This window comes from Rhodococcus sp. MurmanLake-1 (assembly GCF_056945715.1).
Map to the genome: position 1 here is coordinate 141,957 of NZ_JBWZNF010000006.1, position 19,411 is coordinate 161,367.

General features: G+C 63.4%; 18 protein-coding genes. 10 read left to right on the top strand and 8 right to left on the bottom strand.

The window, feature by feature from the left end:
* The first annotated feature begins 23 nt into the window (after window positions 1-23).
* Window positions 24-1,124, top strand: coding sequence for a C40 family peptidase (locus tag AC2ETI_RS18420; RefSeq protein ID WP_051636488.1), 1,101 nt, complete (start codon window positions 24-26; stop codon window positions 1,122-1,124).
* An 86-nt stretch (window positions 1,125-1,210) separates the two neighbouring features.
* Here AC2ETI_RS18420 and greA read toward each other — a convergent pair whose 3' ends face one another.
* Both greA and AC2ETI_RS18430 read right to left on the bottom strand, forming a co-directional pair.
* Entirely contained in the window at window positions 1,211-1,705 is a 495-nt protein-coding gene (gene greA / locus AC2ETI_RS18425; protein WP_483634199.1) for a transcription elongation factor GreA, read from the bottom strand.
* Between the two features lie 227 nt (window positions 1,706-1,932).
* Entirely contained in the window at window positions 1,933-2,358 is a 426-nt protein-coding gene (locus tag AC2ETI_RS18430) for a DUF4307 domain-containing protein (RefSeq protein ID WP_029536816.1), read from the bottom strand.
* A 303-nt stretch (window positions 2,359-2,661) separates the two neighbouring features.
* Between AC2ETI_RS18430 and mca the strand changes: the two genes are divergently transcribed.
* From mca to AC2ETI_RS18445, 3 genes are read left to right on the top strand one after another with little or no spacing between them, the layout of a single operon-like run.
* Window positions 2,662-3,540, top strand: coding sequence for a mycothiol conjugate amidase Mca (gene mca, locus AC2ETI_RS18435; protein WP_020908526.1), 879 nt, complete (start codon window positions 2,662-2,664; stop codon window positions 3,538-3,540).
* Complete coding sequence (locus tag AC2ETI_RS18440) at window positions 3,537-3,851, top strand: hypothetical protein (protein ID WP_007726381.1); 315 nt, start codon at window positions 3,537-3,539, stop codon at window positions 3,849-3,851. Before mca ends, AC2ETI_RS18440 begins: the two co-directional genes overlap by 4 nt.
* A gap of 19 nt (window positions 3,852-3,870) precedes the next feature.
* A complete protein-coding gene (locus tag AC2ETI_RS18445; protein WP_483634200.1) occupies window positions 3,871-5,943 on the top strand; it encodes a thioredoxin domain-containing protein in 2,073 nt (690 codons plus the stop codon).
* On the opposite strand, the gene trhA is transcribed toward AC2ETI_RS18445, so the two are convergent.
* Window positions 5,865-6,533, bottom strand: a complete 669-nt coding sequence (trhA, locus tag AC2ETI_RS18450; RefSeq protein WP_483634201.1) for a PAQR family membrane homeostasis protein TrhA — start codon at window positions 6,531-6,533, stop codon at window positions 5,865-5,867. The two genes, AC2ETI_RS18445 and trhA, sit on opposite strands and share 79 nt — an antisense overlap.
* A 172-nt stretch (window positions 6,534-6,705) precedes the next feature.
* Here trhA and AC2ETI_RS18455 point away from each other — a divergent pair, with 172 nt between their 5' ends.
* A complete protein-coding gene (locus AC2ETI_RS18455) occupies window positions 6,706-7,473 on the top strand; it encodes an isoprenyl transferase (protein WP_003945211.1) in 768 nt (255 codons plus the stop codon).
* A 6-nt stretch (window positions 7,474-7,479) separates the two neighbouring features.
* Here the strand turns inward: AC2ETI_RS18455 and coaA are convergent, their stop codons facing one another.
* Complete coding sequence (coaA, locus tag AC2ETI_RS18460) at window positions 7,480-8,412, bottom strand: type I pantothenate kinase (protein WP_003945270.1); 933 nt, start codon at window positions 8,410-8,412, stop codon at window positions 7,480-7,482.
* A gap of 172 nt (window positions 8,413-8,584) precedes the next feature.
* On the opposite strand from coaA, the gene AC2ETI_RS18465 reads away from it, so the two are divergent.
* The 5 genes from AC2ETI_RS18465 (at window position 8,585) to phoH2 (ending at window position 15,137) form a co-directional block, all read left to right on the top strand.
* On the top strand, window positions 8,585-9,781 hold the full coding sequence (locus AC2ETI_RS18465) for a DUF885 domain-containing protein (RefSeq protein ID WP_387405562.1): 1,197 nt from the start codon (window positions 8,585-8,587) through the stop codon (window positions 9,779-9,781).
* Window positions 9,782-9,857: 76 nt separating this feature from the next.
* Window positions 9,858-11,165: a serine hydroxymethyltransferase gene (glyA, locus tag AC2ETI_RS18470; protein WP_020970258.1), complete on the top strand. Its 1,308-nt coding sequence runs from the start codon at window positions 9,858-9,860 to the stop codon at window positions 11,163-11,165.
* A gap of 152 nt (window positions 11,166-11,317) precedes the next feature.
* On the top strand, window positions 11,318-12,751 hold the full coding sequence (locus AC2ETI_RS18475) for an amidase (protein ID WP_019744590.1): 1,434 nt from the start codon (window positions 11,318-11,320) through the stop codon (window positions 12,749-12,751).
* A 26-nt stretch (window positions 12,752-12,777) separates the two neighbouring features.
* Window positions 12,778-13,494 carry a helix-turn-helix transcriptional regulator gene (locus tag AC2ETI_RS18480; protein ID WP_007726367.1) on the top strand — a complete coding sequence of 239 codons (717 nt, stop codon included), beginning with the start codon at window positions 12,778-12,780 and terminating at the stop codon, window positions 13,492-13,494.
* A gap of 275 nt (window positions 13,495-13,769) precedes the next feature.
* On the top strand, window positions 13,770-15,137 hold the full coding sequence (gene phoH2, locus AC2ETI_RS18485; RefSeq protein ID WP_003945274.1) for an RNA 5'-3' helicase PhoH2: 1,368 nt from the start codon (window positions 13,770-13,772) through the stop codon (window positions 15,135-15,137).
* A 60-nt stretch (window positions 15,138-15,197) separates the two neighbouring features.
* Here the strand turns inward: phoH2 and AC2ETI_RS18490 are convergent, their stop codons facing one another.
* From AC2ETI_RS18490 to AC2ETI_RS18505, 4 genes are all read right to left on the bottom strand, one after another.
* The gene (locus AC2ETI_RS18490; protein ID WP_019744588.1) at window positions 15,198-15,602 is read right to left on the bottom strand and encodes a carboxymuconolactone decarboxylase family protein; all 405 of its coding nucleotides are present in this window, start codon (window positions 15,600-15,602) and stop codon (window positions 15,198-15,200) included.
* Window positions 15,603-15,632: 30 nt separating this feature from the next.
* On the bottom strand, window positions 15,633-16,058 hold the full coding sequence (locus tag AC2ETI_RS18495; RefSeq protein WP_019744587.1) for a limonene-1,2-epoxide hydrolase family protein: 426 nt from the start codon (window positions 16,056-16,058) through the stop codon (window positions 15,633-15,635).
* Between the two features lie 17 nt (window positions 16,059-16,075).
* Window positions 16,076-17,689: a serine hydrolase gene (locus AC2ETI_RS18500; protein ID WP_264613115.1), complete on the bottom strand. Its 1,614-nt coding sequence runs from the start codon at window positions 17,687-17,689 to the stop codon at window positions 16,076-16,078.
* A 97-nt stretch (window positions 17,690-17,786) separates the two neighbouring features.
* Window positions 17,787-19,358, bottom strand: a complete 1,572-nt coding sequence (locus tag AC2ETI_RS18505) for an MFS transporter (protein ID WP_020970254.1) — start codon at window positions 19,356-19,358, stop codon at window positions 17,787-17,789.
* Between the last annotated feature and the right edge of the window lie 53 nt (window positions 19,359-19,411).

Consider the following 19,411-nt stretch of genomic DNA (forward strand, 5'->3'; position numbering starts at 1 on the left):
TCAGAGGTTTATCGGAGGTTCGGATGGCAGTCGGTGTCCTGGCGATCGCTGTGTCGATCGGCACCGCACTGGGCGTGATGAGTGGAACTCTCGGAGCGCCCGCACAAGTCGAGAAGAACGAGTCTTCGAATGCTGCAGTCTCACTTGCAGCCTGGAACGGACCGGCACGAACTCAGGACACACCTGAGGGAATCGTGCCTTCCGTACCCTCCAACTTTCCGGGAGCGACATTGGCGCCCGTTGGAGCGGTGGCGGTGTTCGCGCCGTGGATCAAGAAGGCCGGTGCTCTGTGCTCGGAGATCACGCCCGCGGTGATCGCTTCGCTGTACTCGGTCGAGAACGGATTCAAGTACGGACCCGATACCGACATCTCACCGGAAGGTGGGCGCGGGCCTGGCCGCTTCACCACCGCAGCGTGGACGGCATACGGCAAGGACGGTGACGGCGACGGAAAGATGGACATCCTGGGCGTTGCCGATCCGGTGATGACAACCGGATACCGGTTGTGCGATCTCGTGAAGCAAGCGCAGTCCTGGCAGAAGTCCGGTGAGGTCGAGGGCGATACCGTCGACCTCGCGCTCGCTGCCTACGACGTCGGGCCGGACGCAGTTCGCGAAGCGGGCGGCGTCCCCGCCGACAAGGCGGGCGAGGTTCCCGCGGAGCAGGCGGTCGCCGCTCCGTTTGTCGCACAGATCAAATCGTTGCAGGACTCGTTCGCTCTGATGCTCGCACCCTTCGACTACAACAACCTCGCCGCTGCCGTTGGCGGCGTCGTCGAGGCCGGTCTGAAGTTTCTCGGATTGCCGTACGTGTGGGGCGGCGGAAACATCAACGGGCCCTCGATGGGCGGGTTCGACTGCTCGGGTCTGACGTCGTACGCGATCCACGCGGCCACCGGAGTGACTCTGCCCCGGACCTCGGAGACACAGTGGGGCGTCGGCGTCGAGGTCCCGCTGGATCAGGCGCAGCCCGGTGACCTGTTGTTCGGCAACTGGCAGGCAGGCGGTCCCGGCCACGTGGCGATCTATGTCGGGAACGGACAGATGCTTCACGCACCCACATTCGGTGACGTGGTGAAGGTCGGCCCGATCTTCGCAGGCATGAAGGCTCGCCGCGTGGTGTGAGTGGGCCGGAACTGCAACGCCGACAGAGCAAGAAGCGCCACCCGACCGAGTCGGGTGGCGCTTCTTTTCAGAGCTGGTACAGCCGATCAGCTGTGGTAAGGCTCCGCGCTCAGCAGCGTGACCTTCATGGTGCTGCCGTTGGGCAGGTTGTACTCACGCGTGTCGCCGACCTTGGCTTCGAGCAGCGCGCCGCCCAGCGGTGAGTTCGGGGAGTAGACCTCGAGCTTGGCGTCACGTGCGCCTTCTTCGCGGGTAGCGATGAGGAACGTCTCGGTGTCACTCTCGTTGCCGTCGTAGTAGACCTTGACTACGGATCCGGGCAGTGCAACACCGGACTGAGTGGGGGCCTCGCCGACCTTTGCGCTGTTCAGCAGCTCCTGGAGCTGGCGAATGCGGGCTTCCTGCTGACCCTGCTCTTCGCGGGCAGCGTGGTAGCCGCCGTTCTCTTTCAGGTCACCCTCTTCGCGACGCTCGTTGATCTCGGCGGCGATGACCGGGCGATTGGCGATGAGCTGGTCGAGTTCGTTCTTGAGCCTGTCATGTGATTCCTGGGTAAGCCAGGTCACCTGGGTCTCGGTCATCTCGATCACTCCCTAGTAGTCGGAGCCGGGGGCTCCCTCGACGATCGCTGCAACAGCAGCGAACAACGACTCGGAAGCACCACCAGGGATGCAACCTTGCCGTCAAACCTTGCGTCAATGCAGCAATACACGGTTCCACCCGGAACCGTGTATCGGGCAATTCTATCACGCATGACTACCCGCCCTGTCCGGCGCCAAACGTCCGGCAGGGTGGATGCGTTCCGAGGTCAGCTCTTGGTCAGGTACTCCGGAACGTCGAAGCTACAGCCGTAGACGTCGGCCATGCCTGGCGGCTGGGACGTCTTGATCTCGGTGTTGAACTCGAGGGTCTGATGCTCGGAGGACGGGACGTAGACCTCACGTCGTCCGGTTTCGGATCCGTCCTTCGAGCGAGCGCGCACGATGCACATCGCGTCACGTGACGAGTCGTCGCGTGTGACGGTGAAGCGAATCTTCACCGTGGAGTCGTTGGCGATGTCGAACGAGATGGTCTCGGTCTCGATTTCCTTGACCGCAAATTTTCCGTACGCGTAGTACGCGATTCCGCCGCCTACGACGATGACGAGTGCGGTCAGAGCCCACACCATCCACTTGCGGGGACTGCTCGTGCGAGTTGTGCTCGGGTACCGATCTTGGGGAAGCGGTTTGCTCATCACTCTGCTCTCGAAGACTCGAGTTCACGTGTCGTGCAGCAACTGACTGTGTCCCGCCGAATTACCGAAGGGGTCACGGCTGCGCCAGGAACTCTCGGGTGGAACTATAGAGGACGTGTCCCGTCGCGCCGTCGGTAGGTTTGTCGGCAGTCGGTACGTTTGACGGCAACCGCCCGGAGTAATCCGAGCGGTGCACAGCGTGTGACTCGAAGACTGCCGGTGACGGCTACAGGTGAACTGCCGGCAACGGCTACAAGTGAACTGCCGGCAACGGCTACAGGTGAAGTTGAGGTGAACGAACACGTGAGCGGATTCCGGCTCATGGCCGTCCATGCCCATCCCGACGACGAGTCGAGCAAGGGTGCGGCCACCACCGCCCGTTATGCAGCCGAAGGCCACGAAGTGATGGTCCTGACGCTCACCGGGGGCGAGCGTGGCGACATTCTCAACCCGGCCATGGACGTTCCCGGTGTCCGCGATCGAATCAGCGAAGTTCGCCAGGAGGAGATGGCCGAGGCCGCTCGCATCCTGGGCGTGAAGCAGCGCTGGCTCGGTTTCGTCGATTCCGGGCTCCCCGAGGGTGATCCTCTTCCGCCGCTGCCCGAAGGGTGCTTCGCCCTCGTTCCGCTCGAAGAGTCGACGCGCGCTCTGGTCAAGGTGATTCGCGAGTTCCGTCCCCACGTCGTCACGACGTACGACGAGAACGGCGGATACCCGCACCCGGACCACATCCGGTGCCACGAGGTGTCGATGGCTGCCTACGAGGCCGCTGCCGATCCCGAGTACTTCCCCGAGGACGGTCAGCCGTGGGAAATCAAGAAGGTCTACTACTCGCACGGATTCATCCGTAAGCGCCTCGAACTCTTCCAGGAGGAGTACGAGCGTCGCGGTGAGCCGTTCCCGATGGCGGACTGGCTCAAGAAGTGGAAGACCGAGCGCGGCGACATGATGGTTCGGGTGACCACTCAGGTCACTTGCGGCGACTACTTTCCCCAGCGCGACGACGCTCTGCGTGCGCACGCGACGCAGATCGATCCCAACGGTTCGTTCTTCGCTGTGCCGCTCGATATTCAGCAGAAGATCTGGCCCACCGAGGAATTCGAGCTCGCCAAGACGCGGGTCACCACGTCCATTCCGGAAACCGACCTGTTCGCAGGTCTCGAAGAGGACGCTCAGAAGTGAATGCTCTGTCCGCCGAGGTAGTTCTCGGCACCACACAATTTCTTGCTCAGACCCCGAGTAACCCATCCGGCCCGGAGTTCGGAAAGTCGTCTCCGGTCGGCCTGCTGGTGATTCTTGCGCTGCTCATCGGTGTGATCCTCTTGGTTCGGTCGATGAATCGCCAGCTCAAGAAGCTGCCGGAAACGTTCGAACCGGATCATCCCGAACTCGATCAGCAGGCAGACGAAGGCACCGACCGGGGAGCGATCACAGCTCCGAGCCCGGCGGAACCGAACGTCTCTACCGAGAAGAAGCCGAAGCAAGAATCCTGAGACGAACGAGGTAGCGACGATGGACCCACGGCTGCGGAACAACCTGGGTGGGTCCTCGAGCCCTTACCTGCGTCAGCACGCCGACAATCCGGTCCACTGGCAACAGTGGGGCGAAGAGGCGATGGAGTGGGCGCGCGAGCGCAACGTGCCGATCCTTCTCTCGATCGGATACTCGGCGTGCCACTGGTGCCACGTCATGGCGCACGAGTCGTTCGAGAACGCCGAGATCGCGGCCGTCATGAACGCGAACTTCGTCTGTGTGAAGGTGGACCGCGAAGAGCGTCCCGACATCGACGCCGTCTACATGAATGCGACGGTCGCGATGACCGGTCAGGGCGGCTGGCCCATGACCTGTTTTCTGACTCCCGACGGTTCACCGTTCTACTGCGGCACCTACTACCCGCCGACGCCTCGCGGCGGAATGCCGTCGTTCACACAGCTTCTCGAAGCGATAGCCGACACCTTCACGAATCGGCGCGACGAGGTCGACAACGCGGCACAGTCGATCGTCACGGAACTTCAGCGCGCGTCTGGCGGAATTCCGTACGCCGGAGCGCCTATCGACGCCGAGTTGCTGAACGCGGCGGGTCGATCGATCCTCGGTGACGAGGACATCCCGCGCGGGGGATTCGGTGGGGCACCGAAGTTTCCACCGTCGGCATTACTGGAGGGGCTGCTCCGACAGTTCGAGCGAACGGGTTCGGGCGAGATCCTCGGCGGTATCGAGCGCACCGCCGAAGGAATGGCACGTGGCGGTATCTACGACCAGTTGAGCGGAGGATTCTCGCGCTACTCGGTCGATGCCGAGTGGGTGGTTCCGCACTTCGAGAAGATGCTCTACGACAACGCGTTGCTCCTGCGGTTCTACGCGCACTGGGCGCGGCGGACCGGATCGGACCTGGCCACCCGCATAGCCAGGGAGACCGCAGCATTTTTGCTCTCCGATCTGCTGACCGAGAACGGTTGCTTCGCTTCGGCTCTCGATGCCGACACCGACGGCGTCGAAGGCCTCACGTACGTATGGACGCCGACGCAGCTGGTCGAGGTACTCGGTGCGGAGGACGGGCAGTGGGCGGCGGACTTGTTCCGGGTCACCGATACCGGAACATTCGAAGAGGGTGCGTCGGTATTGCAATTGCTCCGTGACCCCGATGACTGGTCGCGCTGGCAGACGGTCTCCGACGCTCTACGCGCCGCCCGGGCTCAGCGTCCACAGCCTGGCCGCGACGACAAAGTGGTGACGGCCTGGAACGGGTTGACCGTCACGGCTTTGACGGAAGCGGGACTTGCCCTGGATCGATCCGACTGGATCGCGGCGGCCGCCGAGTGCGCTGGCGCTCTTCTCGACCTTCACCTGGTGGACGGTCATTTGCGTCGCGCTTCCCTCGGCGGGGCTGTCGGCACCCCGACGGCAGTGCTCGAGGATTACGCAATGTTGGCCACCGGCCTCCTGGCTCTCTACCAGGCAACGGGATTCGCGCGGTGGCTCGATGCGGCGCAGCAGTTGCTCGACGTCACGCTCGACCACTTCGCCGATCCGGCCGAGCCGGGAAGCTGGTTCGACACGGCCGATTTCGCGGAGTCCCTCGTCACACGGCCCCGAGACCCGTTGGACGGCGCGACGCCGTCCGGTGCGTCGAGCGTCGCGGAGGCTCTGTTGACCGCGGCGGCGTTGACCGATGCCGATCGATCCTCTCGTTACGCCCAGGCCGCGGCGGACGCGCTGGCGAGGGCCACGCTGCCGCTCGAGCGTGCGCCTCGGTCGGCGGGACACTGGCTCACAGTGGCGGAAGCATCGTTGCGTGGTCCGATACAGGTTGCCGTCGTCGGGGAAGGTTCGCTGTTGGCCGATGCCCGGCGGCTTGCCCCGGGCGGTGCAGTAGTTGTCGGCGGAGCGCCGGATTCTTCACCGCTGCTTGCAGATCGCCCCCTTGTCGACGACGGTGAAGCCGCGTACATCTGTCGGGGATTCGTGTGTGATCGGCCGGTGACGACGGTGGTGGAACTGGCGAATCAGTTGAACACGACGAGCCATACCGCGATGAAGTGGCAGATCGCTGCAATGACAGTGGCAGCGTGGAAGAACTCGTGATGCCCGAACGTCGTCGGCCACGGGTTGGGCCATTTTGTCGCGTACAGAATTGCGCCGACGCTGTAGAAGATTCCGCCGACGAGCAGCAGCACCATCGGCGCCACACCGACCTGGTGTGTCAGTTCACCGACCACGGGAACGATCGCCCAGCCGAGGAGAAGGTAGAGCGGTACCCCTACCCATTTCGGCGCGGTGGGCCAGAGCATCTTGAGGGCAACGCCGGCCAGTGCACCTGCCCACACGATCGCAAGAATGATCTTGCCGGTGTGGGTGGGAAGGCCGAGCATGGCGAACGGTGTGTAGCTGCCGGCGATGAAGAGAAAGATCATCGAATGGTCAGCACGCTTCATCCACGTACGGCCCTTGACGGTCTGCCACTGGATGCGGTGATACGTCGCGCTGATGCCGAAGAGGCCGCAGATCGTGATGCTGTAGATCGCGGTTGCCCAAGCCGCCTTGGCGCCCACCTGAGCGCCGGCTACGGAGACGAGAACGATGCCCGCGACGACGGAGACACCGAGCGCCCACAGATGGATCCAACCGCGCATGCGTGGTTTGACCGGAAGCTCGTCGAGCCCGAATGCCGTCATGTGCAACCCCTCTCGTTCCGTGCTGTTGCGAACTGCGTAACCTACGGTACCGTAGGTTACGCACCAGTAGCATAACCTACCTGCGGGTTTTCGACGCGTACAAAAAGCGTGACGGCGCTCGCATGTGGCTGTCACTGCCGGGCGTAGTCTTTGACACCATGGTGATGTCACGGTGAATCTGCGCGGACTGCTGTACAGCATCTACGAGCGACGGCTCCTCAGTCATCTCGACGGTCTCGCGCACCCACGGCACGTAGCCGTGATGTGTGACGGAAACCGGCGATGGGCTCGCGAGAACGGCTTCACCGATGTCAGTCACGGGCACCGCATGGGCGCGCTCAAAATTGCCGAATTGCTCGAGTGGTGCGACGCCGCCGGAATCGAGATGGCAACCATCTACCTGCTCTCGACCGAGAACCTGCGCCGCGAGCCGGAAGAGCTCGACACGCTCCTCGAAATCATCACCGACGTCGTCGAAGAGATCTCCGGGCCCGGCAAGAACTGGAGTGTGCAGATCGTCGGTGCTCTCGATCTTCTGCCCCCCGAGCAGTCCAGGCGCTTGCGGGAAGCGGCGGCGGGGACCAGTGGCCGAACCGGGACACATGTCAACGTCGCGATCGGATACGGCGGACGTCAGGAGATCGCCGACGCCGTCCAATCGCTCCTGCGTGACAAGATCGGTGCGGGTCTGAGCGGAGACGAACTGATCCAGGCCGTCACGGTCGACGGCATCGACGGTCATCTGTACACGTCGGGACAGCCCGATCCGGATCTGGTGATCCGCACCTCCGGCGAGCAGCGGCTCTCCGGATTCCTGTTGTGGCAGAGCGCTTATTCCGAGATCTGGTTCACCGAGGCGTACTGGCCCGAGTTCCGTCGAGTCGACTTTCTTCGAGCCTTGCGTGACTACGCGGCGCGCCACCGCCGGTTCGGCGCCTGAGCCGTCTCAGAGCTTGCGCAGTCGGAGCCGGTTGATCGTGTGATCGGCGTCCTTGCGCAGTACCAGGGTTGCGCGGGGGCGGGTGGGGAGAATGTTCTCCACCAGGTTCGGGTGATTGATCGAGTTCCAGATCTCCTTCGCCGCGATGGTCGCGTCACGGTCGGAGAGGCCGGAGTAGTGGTGAAAGTGAGCGTTCGGATCGGCGAACGACGTGTTGCGTAGCGCGAGGAACCGCTGGATGTACCAGGCTTCGATGTCCTCGATGCGGGCGTCGACGTAGATCGAGAAGTCGAACAGATCGGAGACCATCAGACGCGGGCCGGTCTGCAGGACGTTGAGGCCCTCGATGATGAGGATGTCAGGCTGGCGGATCAGGTGGTACTGGCCCGGGATGATGTCGTACGACGTATGCGAATAGACCGGCGCCGCTACCTCTTCCGCCCCGGACTTGACTTCGGTGACGAAGCGCAACAGCTTGCGGCGATCGTAGCTTTCGGGAAAACCCTTGCGGTGCATGATGCCCCGACGCTGGAGTTCCCTGGTCGGATAGAGGAATCCGTCCGTGGTGACGAGGTCGACGCGTGGATGGTGGTCCCAGCGGGCCAGGAGAGCTTGCAGCACACGAGCAGTCGTGGATTTTCCGACCGCGACCGAACCGGCGACACCGATGACGAAGGGCACCTGACGATCGGGATGCTTCTCACCGAGGAACGTCGCGGTGGCCGCGAACAGCCGTTGGCGTGCCGCCACCTGCAGGTGGATCAGACGTGCGAGGGGGAGATAAACCTCGGCAACTTCTTCGAGATCGATCTGCTCGCCGAGACCACGCAAGCCGTACAACTCGTCCTCGGTCAACACCAGCGGCGTCGACTTACGCAGTGTCCGCCACTGCTTGCGGTCGAACTCGACGTAGGGACTCGATTCGTTGGTGCGCGCCATCAGCCCAGCTCACCGGCATGTAGTGAACCCGGGGCCCGGCGGACGAAACAGCTATGCGAGCAAGCCAGGCGCGTGTGCGCACGATCCGAGTGCATAGTCGGATTGTGCTCGGTGCCACGTCCGGGACTTTCGCCGGGTGGCATTCCGGAGCGAGCGGCTAGGCTCGGTCGTTATGGATCCAGACACACTTGTTCGCCAATATCTGCTGCTCGGACTGGGTTTCGACCGTCTCGAAGACGGGTTCGTCGACGCGTTCACCGGTGACCCCGCGCTGCGTAAGCAGATCGAGAGCGCCCCGAAGCCCGATCCGCGTGAACTTGCCCGCACGGCACGTGAATTGCGGGGCGAGCTGGCCGGAAGTGGTCTGAATGCCGAGCGCGCTCACTTCATCGACGTTCACCTTCGCGCCCTTGAATGCTCCGGGCGCAAGTTCGCGGGTGAGGACATCGGCTTCGTGGACGAGGTGGAGGCGTACTTCGACGTACGAATCGAAAAGGGAAACGAGGACGCCTACAGCGACGCGCACCGGTTGATGGGTGAAGTTCTGCCCGGTCCGGGACCGCTGGCGCAGCGAGTGCAGGCGCATCGCAAGGCCGACGAGATCCCCGCGGTGAGACTGAACGAGTGCGTCGAGGCAATGTCGAGTGCGCTGCGCGATCTGGTCCGCGGCACGTTCGGGCTTCCGGCGTCGGAAACCGTCGAATACGAAGTGGTGGGGGACAAGCCGTGGTCCGGCTTCAACTACTACCTTGGTGACTACCGCTCCAAGGTTGCGATCAATTCGGATCTGCCGCAGTTCATGGCCAACCTGCCGCGGCTGATCGCGCACGAGTCCTACCCCGGCCATCACACCGAGCATTGCCGTAAGGAAGCCGGTCTGGTCGGTTCGGGTCAGCTCGAGCAGACACTGTTCCTGGTCAACACGCCGCAGTGCATCATGGCCGAAGGCCTCGCAGATCTGGCGCTGGAAGCGATCGTCGGTCCGGAGTGGGGCTTGTGGGCGCAGGACATCTACGCCGATCTCGGCTTGTCTTTCGACGGGGAAAAGGCGCAACGGCTCTCCGCCGCGTCGGGGCAACTGCTGAGTGTTCGTCAGGATGCCGCTCTGATGTTGCACGACGAGGGGCGCAGCCTCGACGACGTGGCACTGTTCCTCGAACGGTGGTCGCTGTCGACGCCGGAACGCGCTCGCCAATCGCTCAAGTTCCTGTCTTCACCGCTGTGGCGGGCGTACACCAGCACGTATGTCGAGGGATACCGGCTGCTCGGGGGCTGGCTGGACGAGGTGCCGGTGGGCGCAGAGCGCACCGAACGCTTCCGCAGGCTGCTCGACGAGCCGCTGGTCCCCAGCTCTCTGCGTGCTGCCTAGTGCCGGGTGGAGACGGCGGGAGCGAACTTCGTAGACTGGACGCATTCGTTTCCGCATCCAGCTTGGAGATTCCTCGATGACCGCTGTGCCCGGCTCCGACGTCAACTCTGCATCACTCGCCGAACTCGACCCCGAAGTCGCCGAGGCGATGGCTGGTGAATTGGCTCGTCAGCGCGACACGCTCGAGATGATCGCGTCGGAGAACTTCGTTCCCCGCTCGGTTCTGCAGGCTCAGGGCAGCGTCCTGACGAACAAGTACGCCGAGGGCTACCCGGGACGTCGTTACTACGGCGGTTGCGAGCACGTCGACGTCATCGAGGATCTGGCGCGCAACCGTGCGAAGGAACTCTTCGGTGCAGAGTTCGCGAACGTTCAGCCGCACTCGGGCGCACAGGCCAACGCTGCTGTTCTGATGGCACTGATGAACCCGGGTGAGAAGCTGCTCGGCCTCGACCTTGCACACGGTGGTCACCTCACGCACGGCATGAAGCTGAACTTCTCCGGCAAGTTGTACGACGTCGCGTCCTACGGCGTCAGCAAGGAAGATCACCGCATCGACATGGACGAGGTGCGCTCGATCGCCCTCGCCGAGAAGCCGAAGGTCATCGTTGCCGGTTGGTCCGCATACCCGCGTCAGCAGGACTTCGCGGCGTTCCGTGCGATCGCCGACGAGGTCGGGGCGTACCTGTGGGTGGACATGGCTCACTTCGCCGGACTGGTTGCCGCAGGCCTGCACCCGTCGCCCGTCCCGTACGCGGACGTCGTGTCCTCGACCGTCCACAAGACACTCGGTGGACCGCGTTCCGGCCTGATCCTGGCGAAGAAGGAGTGGGCCAAGAAGCTCAACTCCGCTGTCTTCCCAGGTCAGCAGGGTGGACCGCTCATGCACGCCATCGCGGCCAAGGCAGTCACCTTCAAGATCGCTGCCGGTGAAGAGTTCAAGGATCGTCAGGCACGCACCCTTTCCGGTGCGCGCATCCTTGCCGAGCGTCTGGGCAACAAGGACGTCGCAGACCAGGGCATCAGCGTCCTGACCGGCGGCACAGACGTCCACCTCGTTCTCGTGGACCTGCGTAACTCGCAGCTCGACGGCCAGCAGGGTGAGGACCTTCTGCACGAAATCGGCATCACGGTCAACCGCAACGCTGTTCCGTTCGATCCCCGCCCGCCGATGACCACCTCCGGTCTGCGTATCGGTACCGCAGCGTTGGCCACCCGCGGATTCGGCGATACCGAGTTCACCGAGGTCGCCGACATCATCGGTACCGCTCTGGCCGGCAACGCGGATCTGCCGGCGCTGCGTGCGCGCGTCGCCAAGCTCGCCCTCGACCTTCCGCTGTACGACGGTCTCGAGAACTGGGGCCTGCTCAGCAAGAACGTCTAGGTATTCCTTCACCGACGGCCCGGTCCCTTTCGAGGGGCCGGGCCGCTGGTTTTTTGCCAGTCGCGGATTGTGGCATCGGTCACATGACCGATGGTGGCCGAGTTCGGCGCTTCCTAGCCTGAGAGCATCACCCCTCCGGCGAAGGAAACCCCATGACCGAACAGAATCTGCATTGGCTCTCCGCTACCGAGATGGCGGCGTCGGTCGCGTCGAACAGTCTCTCGCCCAACGAGATTGCCGAAGCGATGATCCAGCGCGTCGACGCTGTCAATCCGTCGATCAACGCGATAGTGCAGTTCGATCGCGAGCAGGTCACGCGCGACGCGGCCGAACTCTCACGGCAACAGGAATCGGGCGAGAAACTCGGCCCGCTGCACGGCGTTCCGTTCACGATCAAAGATCTGACGGCAGTCGACGGGCTGCCGACCACGTTCGGGATGAAGCCGATGGCCGACAACATCGCGACGGGAAATGCCGTCGTCGTGGACAGGCTGCGCGGCGCCGGCGGACTGTTCCTGGGAAAGACGAACACTCCCGAAAGCGGTTACTACGGTGGCACGGACAACCACCTGTACGGGCCGACGCACAACCCGTGGAAGCTCGGCAACAGCGCGGGCGGGTCCAGCGGAGGTGCGTCGGCTGCCGTGGCTGCAGGCCTCGGGCCACTTGCCGAGGGCAGTGACGGCGCCGGATCGGTGCGTATCCCGTCGGCGCTCTGCGGGGTCGTCGGGCTCAAACCGACCACCGGCGTCATTCCTCAGACCATCCTGGCCGGGCGCTTCTACAACTGGGCGTACCACGGTCCGATCACCAGGACCGTCGCCGACAACGCGCTGATGCTCGACATCATGGCCGGGCCGGACAATGCGGATCCGCTCTCGATCGAGCGTGCGGAGACCTCGTACGTCGAAGCGGCGAAGGGTGACGTGAAGGGGCTTCGCGTCGCGTGGTCGACGAATCTCGGCCTCGGCCATGTTGATCCGGAGGTGCTGGCGGTGTGCCTCGACGCGCTGGCGGCATTCGAGGAATTGGGTGCCCAGATCACCGAGGCGACCCCGCAGTGGGGAAATCCGTCGGAGTCGATGTGGAACGGCATCTGGGTTCCCGGTTTCGCTTCCGAATACGACTTGCTCGACTGGGAGAACCAGCGCGGCGAGGTCGACGACAACCTGATCGAGATCATGCACGAGGCCGAGCGGCTCACCGGTGTCGACGTCGGGCGGGCCGACGCATTCCGCGGCGTCATGTGGGACACGTGGACCACGTTCATGAACGACTACGACGTGTTGGTCTCGCCGACCTTGGCTTCGGCCACGTTCCCGCTCAGTCAGTTCGCGCCGTCATGGCTCGAAGGTGCGTCGTTGCGTGAGCAGTTGCTCGATTGGCTCTTCACCTACCCGTACAACATGCTCAACAACCCCGCGATCACCGTGCCCGCCGGATTCACCGCCGACGGTCGACCGGTGGGGCTGCAGATCGCCGCACGCCACCGCCAGGACGCACTGGTTCTGCGGACTGCCGCGAACTTCGAAGCGGTGCGTCCGTGGGCGGACAGGAAGCCGGCCGATTCACTGGTGGTGGCCTAGCTCACACGATTGGCTAGATTGGTGTGATGACGTCTGTACTGCCTGATCGCGGCGCTGGACCTGACATGTTCGCGCCGCGATCGCCGGCGGCCGGGGCGTACGGCATTCTCGGCCTGTGCGCCGAAGAACTTCGCGCACGTGGACTCGCGTACTCGGCTGCGGCGGTCACGTACCGAGACCCGTCGAGCGGACGGCATCGGGCTCTGGCGAGTTCCGGATACGACGCCAGGGTGCTCGAGTTCCTGCTCGACGACTTCGTCGCCGATCGCAATCTCTTCGGCATCATTCGCGAGGCTTCGGGCGTGCCAGTGTTCTGGCAGGACGTGCCACGATTCGAGCAGGTCGAGATGGTTACCGATGTTCTGCGGCCGTCCGGGTACGCCGAGGGCGCGTCGGTCGCATTGGGGTTCTCCGGCCGTGAGGTGACCGGATTGCTGCACATGAGCTTCGCGGATTCCGGCGTCGTCGATCGCGTGCGCGAGGTGGTGGCGGCGTCCAGCGCGGCCTGCTCGCGCGTCGTGGGGGACCAGGTGGCGCTCGATCGTGTCCATCTGAGCCCACGGGAGATCCAAGTACTGCAATTGGTGGCCAGGGGCGCGGGCAATGTCGAGATCGCCGAGGAGTTGTTCGTCAGCCGTCGCACTGTCGCCACCCACCTCGAGAACATCTTCGTCAAGACCGGAACCAATTCGCGGGTTCAGGCAGCGGTGCGCGCCGCGAAGTGGGGTCTGATCGAGTCCTGAGTGACGCTGAATCACACGAGTGGCATTTTGTTACCTGGCGTTCACCAGATGTGCGGCTCGTTCCGTGGCGCGAGTGTCCGATCCGCAGTACCGTCGGCAGTAACGAGTAACCAGAAGTTACTTGTGCGGGAGGTTCTGATCGTGACTGAAACACTCAGTACGAGAGGGCCGGCGCCCGGCCCTTGTTTCAGCTGACACAGCGTCACCTGACACCAGAGCCGTCCGGCCCAGCGAGCTGAGTTTGCGCGGGTGCCGCGCAGACCTAGGAGCCCAACGTGACTGCATCACGCTCCGTCTCTGCCCACTCGGCCCGGGCTGATCTATCAGCCGGGAATCATTCGGGAGATGCACTTCGCACGTACGTCTTGGATACCTCGGTACTACTGTCCGATCCATGGGCTGTCACTCGATTCGCCGAACACCACGTGGTACTGCCACTGGTCGTGATCAGCGAACTCGAAGGCAAGCGACACCACCACGAACTGGGATGGTTCGCCCGAGAATCGCTCCGCATGCTCGACGATCTCCGGATCGAATACAGCCGCCTCGACCGTCCGGTACCGATCGGCACCGAGAACGGGACACTGCAGGTCGAACTCAATCACACCGACCCTGCGGTCCTCCCCGTCGGATTCCGCACGGACAGTAACGATTCGAGGATTCTGGCGTGCGCGCTGAACCTTGCGGCGGAGGGCAAGGACGTAGTCCTCGTCAGTAAGGACATACCGCTTCGTGTGAAGGCAGGCGCGGTGGGACTACCTGCCGACGAGTACCACGCTCACGACGTCGTGCCATCGGGATGGACGGGCATGACCGAGCTGGACGTCGCCTCGACGGACATCGACGAGCTGTTCAACGAGGGTTTCCTGGACCTTGACGAAGCACGAGATCTGCCGTGTCACACGGGTCTTCGTCTGCTCGGTGGCTCGTCGAGCGCCCTCGGTCGGGTGACTCCCGACAAGCGCATTCAGTTGGTGCGCGGTGAGCGTGAGGCGTTCGGGCTGCACGGCCGCTCCGCCGAGCAGCGCATTGCGCTCGATCTCCTCATGGACGAGAGCATCGGCATCATCTCTCTCGGCGGCAAGGCAGGCACCGGTAAGTCGGCCTTGGCTCTGACAGCAGGTTTGGAAGCCGTTCTCGAGCGCCGCACCCAGCGCAAGGTCGTCGTCTTCCGTCCGCTGTATGCCGTTGGCGGACAAGAACTCGGCTACCTTCCCGGTAGTGAGAGCGAGAAGATGGGCCCGTGGGCTCAGGCCGTTTTCGACACTCTCGACGGGTTGGCTTCGCCAGAGGTTCTCGAAGAGGTTCTCGCCCGCGGAATGCTGGAAGTGCTGCCGCTGACGCACATTCGCGGTCGGTCGCTGCACGATTCGTTCGTGATCGTCGACGAAGCGCAGTCACTCGAACGAAATGTTCTGCTGACAGTGCTTTCTCGTCTGGGAACCGGCTCGCGGGTGGTTCTCACGCACGACGTCGCGCAGCGTGACAACCTGCGAGTGGGTAGGCACGACGGAGTTGCGGCCGTCATCGAGAAGCTCAAGGGGCACCCGCTTTTTGCGCACATCACACTCACGCGCAGTGAGCGGTCGCCGATCGCCGAGTTGGTGACCGACATGCTCGAGGAGTTCGGCCCTACTTCCTGAGAAGCGATCTCCCCGTGCGGACTTCGGTCTGCACGGGGAGATTCTTGGGTTTTCAGTAGTTCAGTTTTGCAGCGGTCCGAGTTCGTTGTCGAGAACTTCCTGCACCACACGCATTGCCGCCAGCCCCGCCGGTGCGCCGCAGTACGCGCTCGCGTGGATCACGGTTTCGACGATCTCGGTGCGCGTCAAGCCGTTTCGTAGTGCTCCGCGTACGTGGCCTTTGAGTTCGTTCTCCGCGCGCAGCGCGATCAGCATCCCCAGATTGATCAGACTGCGGCTGCGGCGATCGAGTCCGGGACGCGTCCATACCGAACCCCAGACGTTGGCCGTCACGAAGTTCTGCAGTTCTTCGCTGTCGGTGCCGCGGGTGCGCTCGAAGGCGGCGTCGACAAAATCGGCCCCCATGACTTCGGTGCGCACAGCCAAGCCGGCGTCGAAGGAGTCAGGCGTGGTGTTCTCGGGCATGGCAGGTTCGCTCGCTTTCGGCAGGTGATTTCAGGCCGGAGCAAGCCTACTTCGTGTCCCGCTCCCGACGACTGCACGGCCGACCGCGGTCACCACACCCCACGCGACGTCTCGCAGACTGAAGTAGTCACGCCAGACGGAGACCTTGCCGTCGCGCAGTTCGAAAGTTCCGCACACCCAGAATTCGATGCGCAGCGGCCCGACGGTCAGGATGTCGGTGCGTTCGGTGAGCACCGTGGACTCGTCGCCGACGATGTGGTGCATCTCGGCCTCGAATTTCAGTGAAGGCTTGGTGACCAGACGAAGCGCTCGCACGACGGTCTTCTTGCCTCGCAGAGTGGGGAGCGAGACGTTCTGCCAGACGATGTCGTCTGTCATCAATTCGGCTGCGGCGTCCACGTCGAAATCGGTGAGGGCCGCGAACATTGCGTTCACCGTGGCTGTCGAACTACTCATGGGGTGTCCTTGGCTGATTATTCGGCCGGTGTTGCCCGGATGAAGGTACCGAGATGATCGTGATCGAAGTACTCCAAGGTTAGCGAGTTTCCGTCGAAGGTGGCCTTCGAGACCGTCCCGGCCGGTGCGTTCTCGCCGCTGAGCGGAAACGTGAAGGTGTTTCCGTCCCAGTGGGTCAGCGGATACGTCACCGCCGCGGGACCCATGGTCAAGGTCAGCGCACCGTTCTGCTGCGTCACGAGTGCGGGACCCCAGTACGGGTTGCCGTAGTCGCCGGTCAATTGGTTTGTCGGTGGGGCAGGCGCGGGGGAGGTCGGCGGTGTCTTCCCGGCAAGTTCGCCCTCGGGATCGGCTTGTGAGGCAAACGCCGCTTCGTACAGCGGGCGCCACTCGCGGGTGATCTTCCCGAACTGCACCAGATCGGCGAACTCGGCGGTCAAGGTCTCCGCGACGCCGGTGGGCGTGCCGTTGGTCAGAACGACGATGCCGACGTCAGCGGAGGGAATCGTCACGAAATTTGTCCCGGCTCCGACCAGGAAAGCGCCGGAGTGGCTGGCGGTGACACGGCCAGCGGCGCTGTCGGAAACGTTGAACCCGTAGCCGTAGAAGCCGGAGCGTTCCCCGATCTGCTGCGCGTGGCGCGAGACGATCTCCGGGTTCACTGCGGGCACGAGCGCATCCGTCTGAACGACCTGCTGCCCCTGATACTGACCGCCGGACAGCACCATGTCCAACCACTTGGCCATGTCGTTCGCCGAGGAGCTGACTCCACCGGCGGGGGATTGGGCGTCGGCGTCCCGAACCGGCCCTACCTTGTACTTTCCGTCTTCGAGGATGTGGCCCACTGTTCGATTTTCTCGGGCCTGGTAATCGGCGAACCGCGAAGACGTCGATGTCATACCGAGCGGGCCGTAGATCGTGTTCTGCGACAGCGTTTCCCAATCGGTGCCCGCCGCAGCTGCAACGGCCTCAGCGCCGGCTGTGACGCCGAAGTTCGTGTACTCGTATGTGATTCGGAATGGATTGAGCGGTAGTTGGCGAAGCTTCTCGAGCACCTGGGCCCGGTTGTAGCCCAGGTCCTCCAGCCCGTCGCCGGCGTGGTCCGGTAATCCCGACCGATGCGTGTAGAGATCGGAGATCGTGAGGTGGTCGGTCACCCACGGATCGCCAAGCGCAAACCCCGGCAGTTTCGAGATCACCGGAGTGTCCCAGTCGACGGTCCCGATTCCGACTTCGTGGGCGACCACCGTGGCTCCTACCGATTTCGACACCGATGCCAGTTGGAACACGGTGTCGGCATCGACGGTGGCGCTCTTACCCAACTCGCGAACCCCGAATCCCTTTGCATACACAGTCTTACCGCCGTGCACCACGGCCACAGCCATGCCGGGGACGCCCGAACTTGCCATGAGATCGTTCGCGAGGCCGTCGAGCTTCCCGACCGCGTCGTCGATTTGCCCGTCCGGGATCGGCACCCCGGCGTCGAGACCGGGGCTGGCGTCGCTGACGACCGGCCCGGGCGCTGAGGTGGTGTCTGAATCGGACGAGCATCCGGCGAGCAGGGCGACCGTCAGTACTACCGGAACCGCCGCTGCCGACAGTCGCGAGCTGTTTCTACTGGTGATGGACACGAGATTCTCCCTAGCAGGGCTGTCGTCGGTACCACTCGGTCAATCCAGTATCGGGGAACGGCGGGCTGAGATACGGACAAATCGGGAAACCTTGTAGCTACTTCGGGGTCTTGGTCGCCAGACTGCCGAGAATGGAGCCTTCTGTGACCGGCTTCCAGGGGAGCAACAACGCGACCAGCAGCGCGGTGATCAGTGCTGCGCCGACCGTGAAGTACGACGCGATGGCGAAGCCTTCCAGGCACGCGGTCTTCATCGTGTAGATCAGACTGTCCTTCTGCTGCTCGAAGAGCGGACTGATGTCGCGCGAGCGGATCTCGATGACGCTGAGCACCGACTCACGAGCGAAGCCCTTCTCCTGTGCCGACATCACGGCGTCGGGAATGGCGTCGACGATCGGAGCCACCTTGGACGTGTAATACGAGGCGACGATCGAGCCGATGACGGCGACGCCCAGGGTCCCACCGAGTTCCCGCGTCGTGTCGTTGACTGCCGAGCCTGCGCCGGCTTCGTCGAGGGGCACCGAGGACATTATGGAGTCGGTAGCCGGTCCCTGGACAATTGCGAGGCCCAGACCCATGAGAACCATCGAGATCACGACGGGTCCGAGGTAGGGCGTCTCGACGGTCGTCTGGCCGGCCAGGAACATGCCGCCGCTGAGGACGAGGAGGCCGAACACCATCACTGCGGTCGTGCCGAGTTTCTGTGCCGCCAAGGTGGCAACTGGGGCGCCCACCGCAACAGCGGCGGCGAAAGGCAAAGAGTGGATGCCGAATTCGAGTGGCGAGTATTCGCGAACGCCCTGGAAGTACTGCGTGATCAGGAACAAGAACCCGAACATGCTGAAGTAGCTGACCGCAATAGCCAAGGCGGGGAATGAAAACCGCCGGATTCGGAAGAGATTCATGTTCAGGATCGGCGCATCGGTGCGCAGTTCCCATGCGACGAATGCCGCCAACAACACTGTTGCAGAGAGGTATCCCGTGATGCTGAATGGCGACACCCATCCGCGATGTGGCGCGTCGATGATGGTCCACACCAGAATGACGATGCCGAGGAGCGACAAGATTGTTCCGACGAAATCGAATCGGCCGACGTGAAGCGCCTTCGATTCCGGAACAACCAGCAGCACACCGACGATGACCAGCAACGCAGCCGGAACGTTCATCCAGAACACCGAGTGCCAGGAGAAGTGCTCGAGAAGCCAACCGCCTGCCGTCGGGCCGATGGCAATCGCGAAGCCGGCCATTGCGGTCCAGGCAGCGATGGCGATGGCTCGTTCTCTGGCGTCGGTGAAGATGTTCGTGATCATGGCCAGGGTGGCCGGAAAGACCGCTGCGGCAAAGACACCCATGGCAGCGCGCGCCATGATCACCTGTTCGAGGTTGGAAGCCAAAGCGCCGACGAGCGACATCGCGCCGACGCCGATCAGACCGATGATCATCACTCGGCGGCGTCCGAAGCGGTCACCCAGGTGGCCGAAAGTGAGTAGGAACCCGGCGAAGGTCAACGTGTACGCGTCGACGATCCATTGCAGGTCACTGACGCTGGCGAACAGGTCGACGCTCATCGTCGGCAGTGCGACGTTGACCACTGTGTTGTCCAGCACGACAAGGAGTTCGGCGAGGCAGATGAAGATCAGCGCAGTGAATCGACGGGACTTGGTCATCATAGGCGCCGAGGGCGCCGGTGCAAGTGTGTGAGACATGTTTGTACGCCATCTCT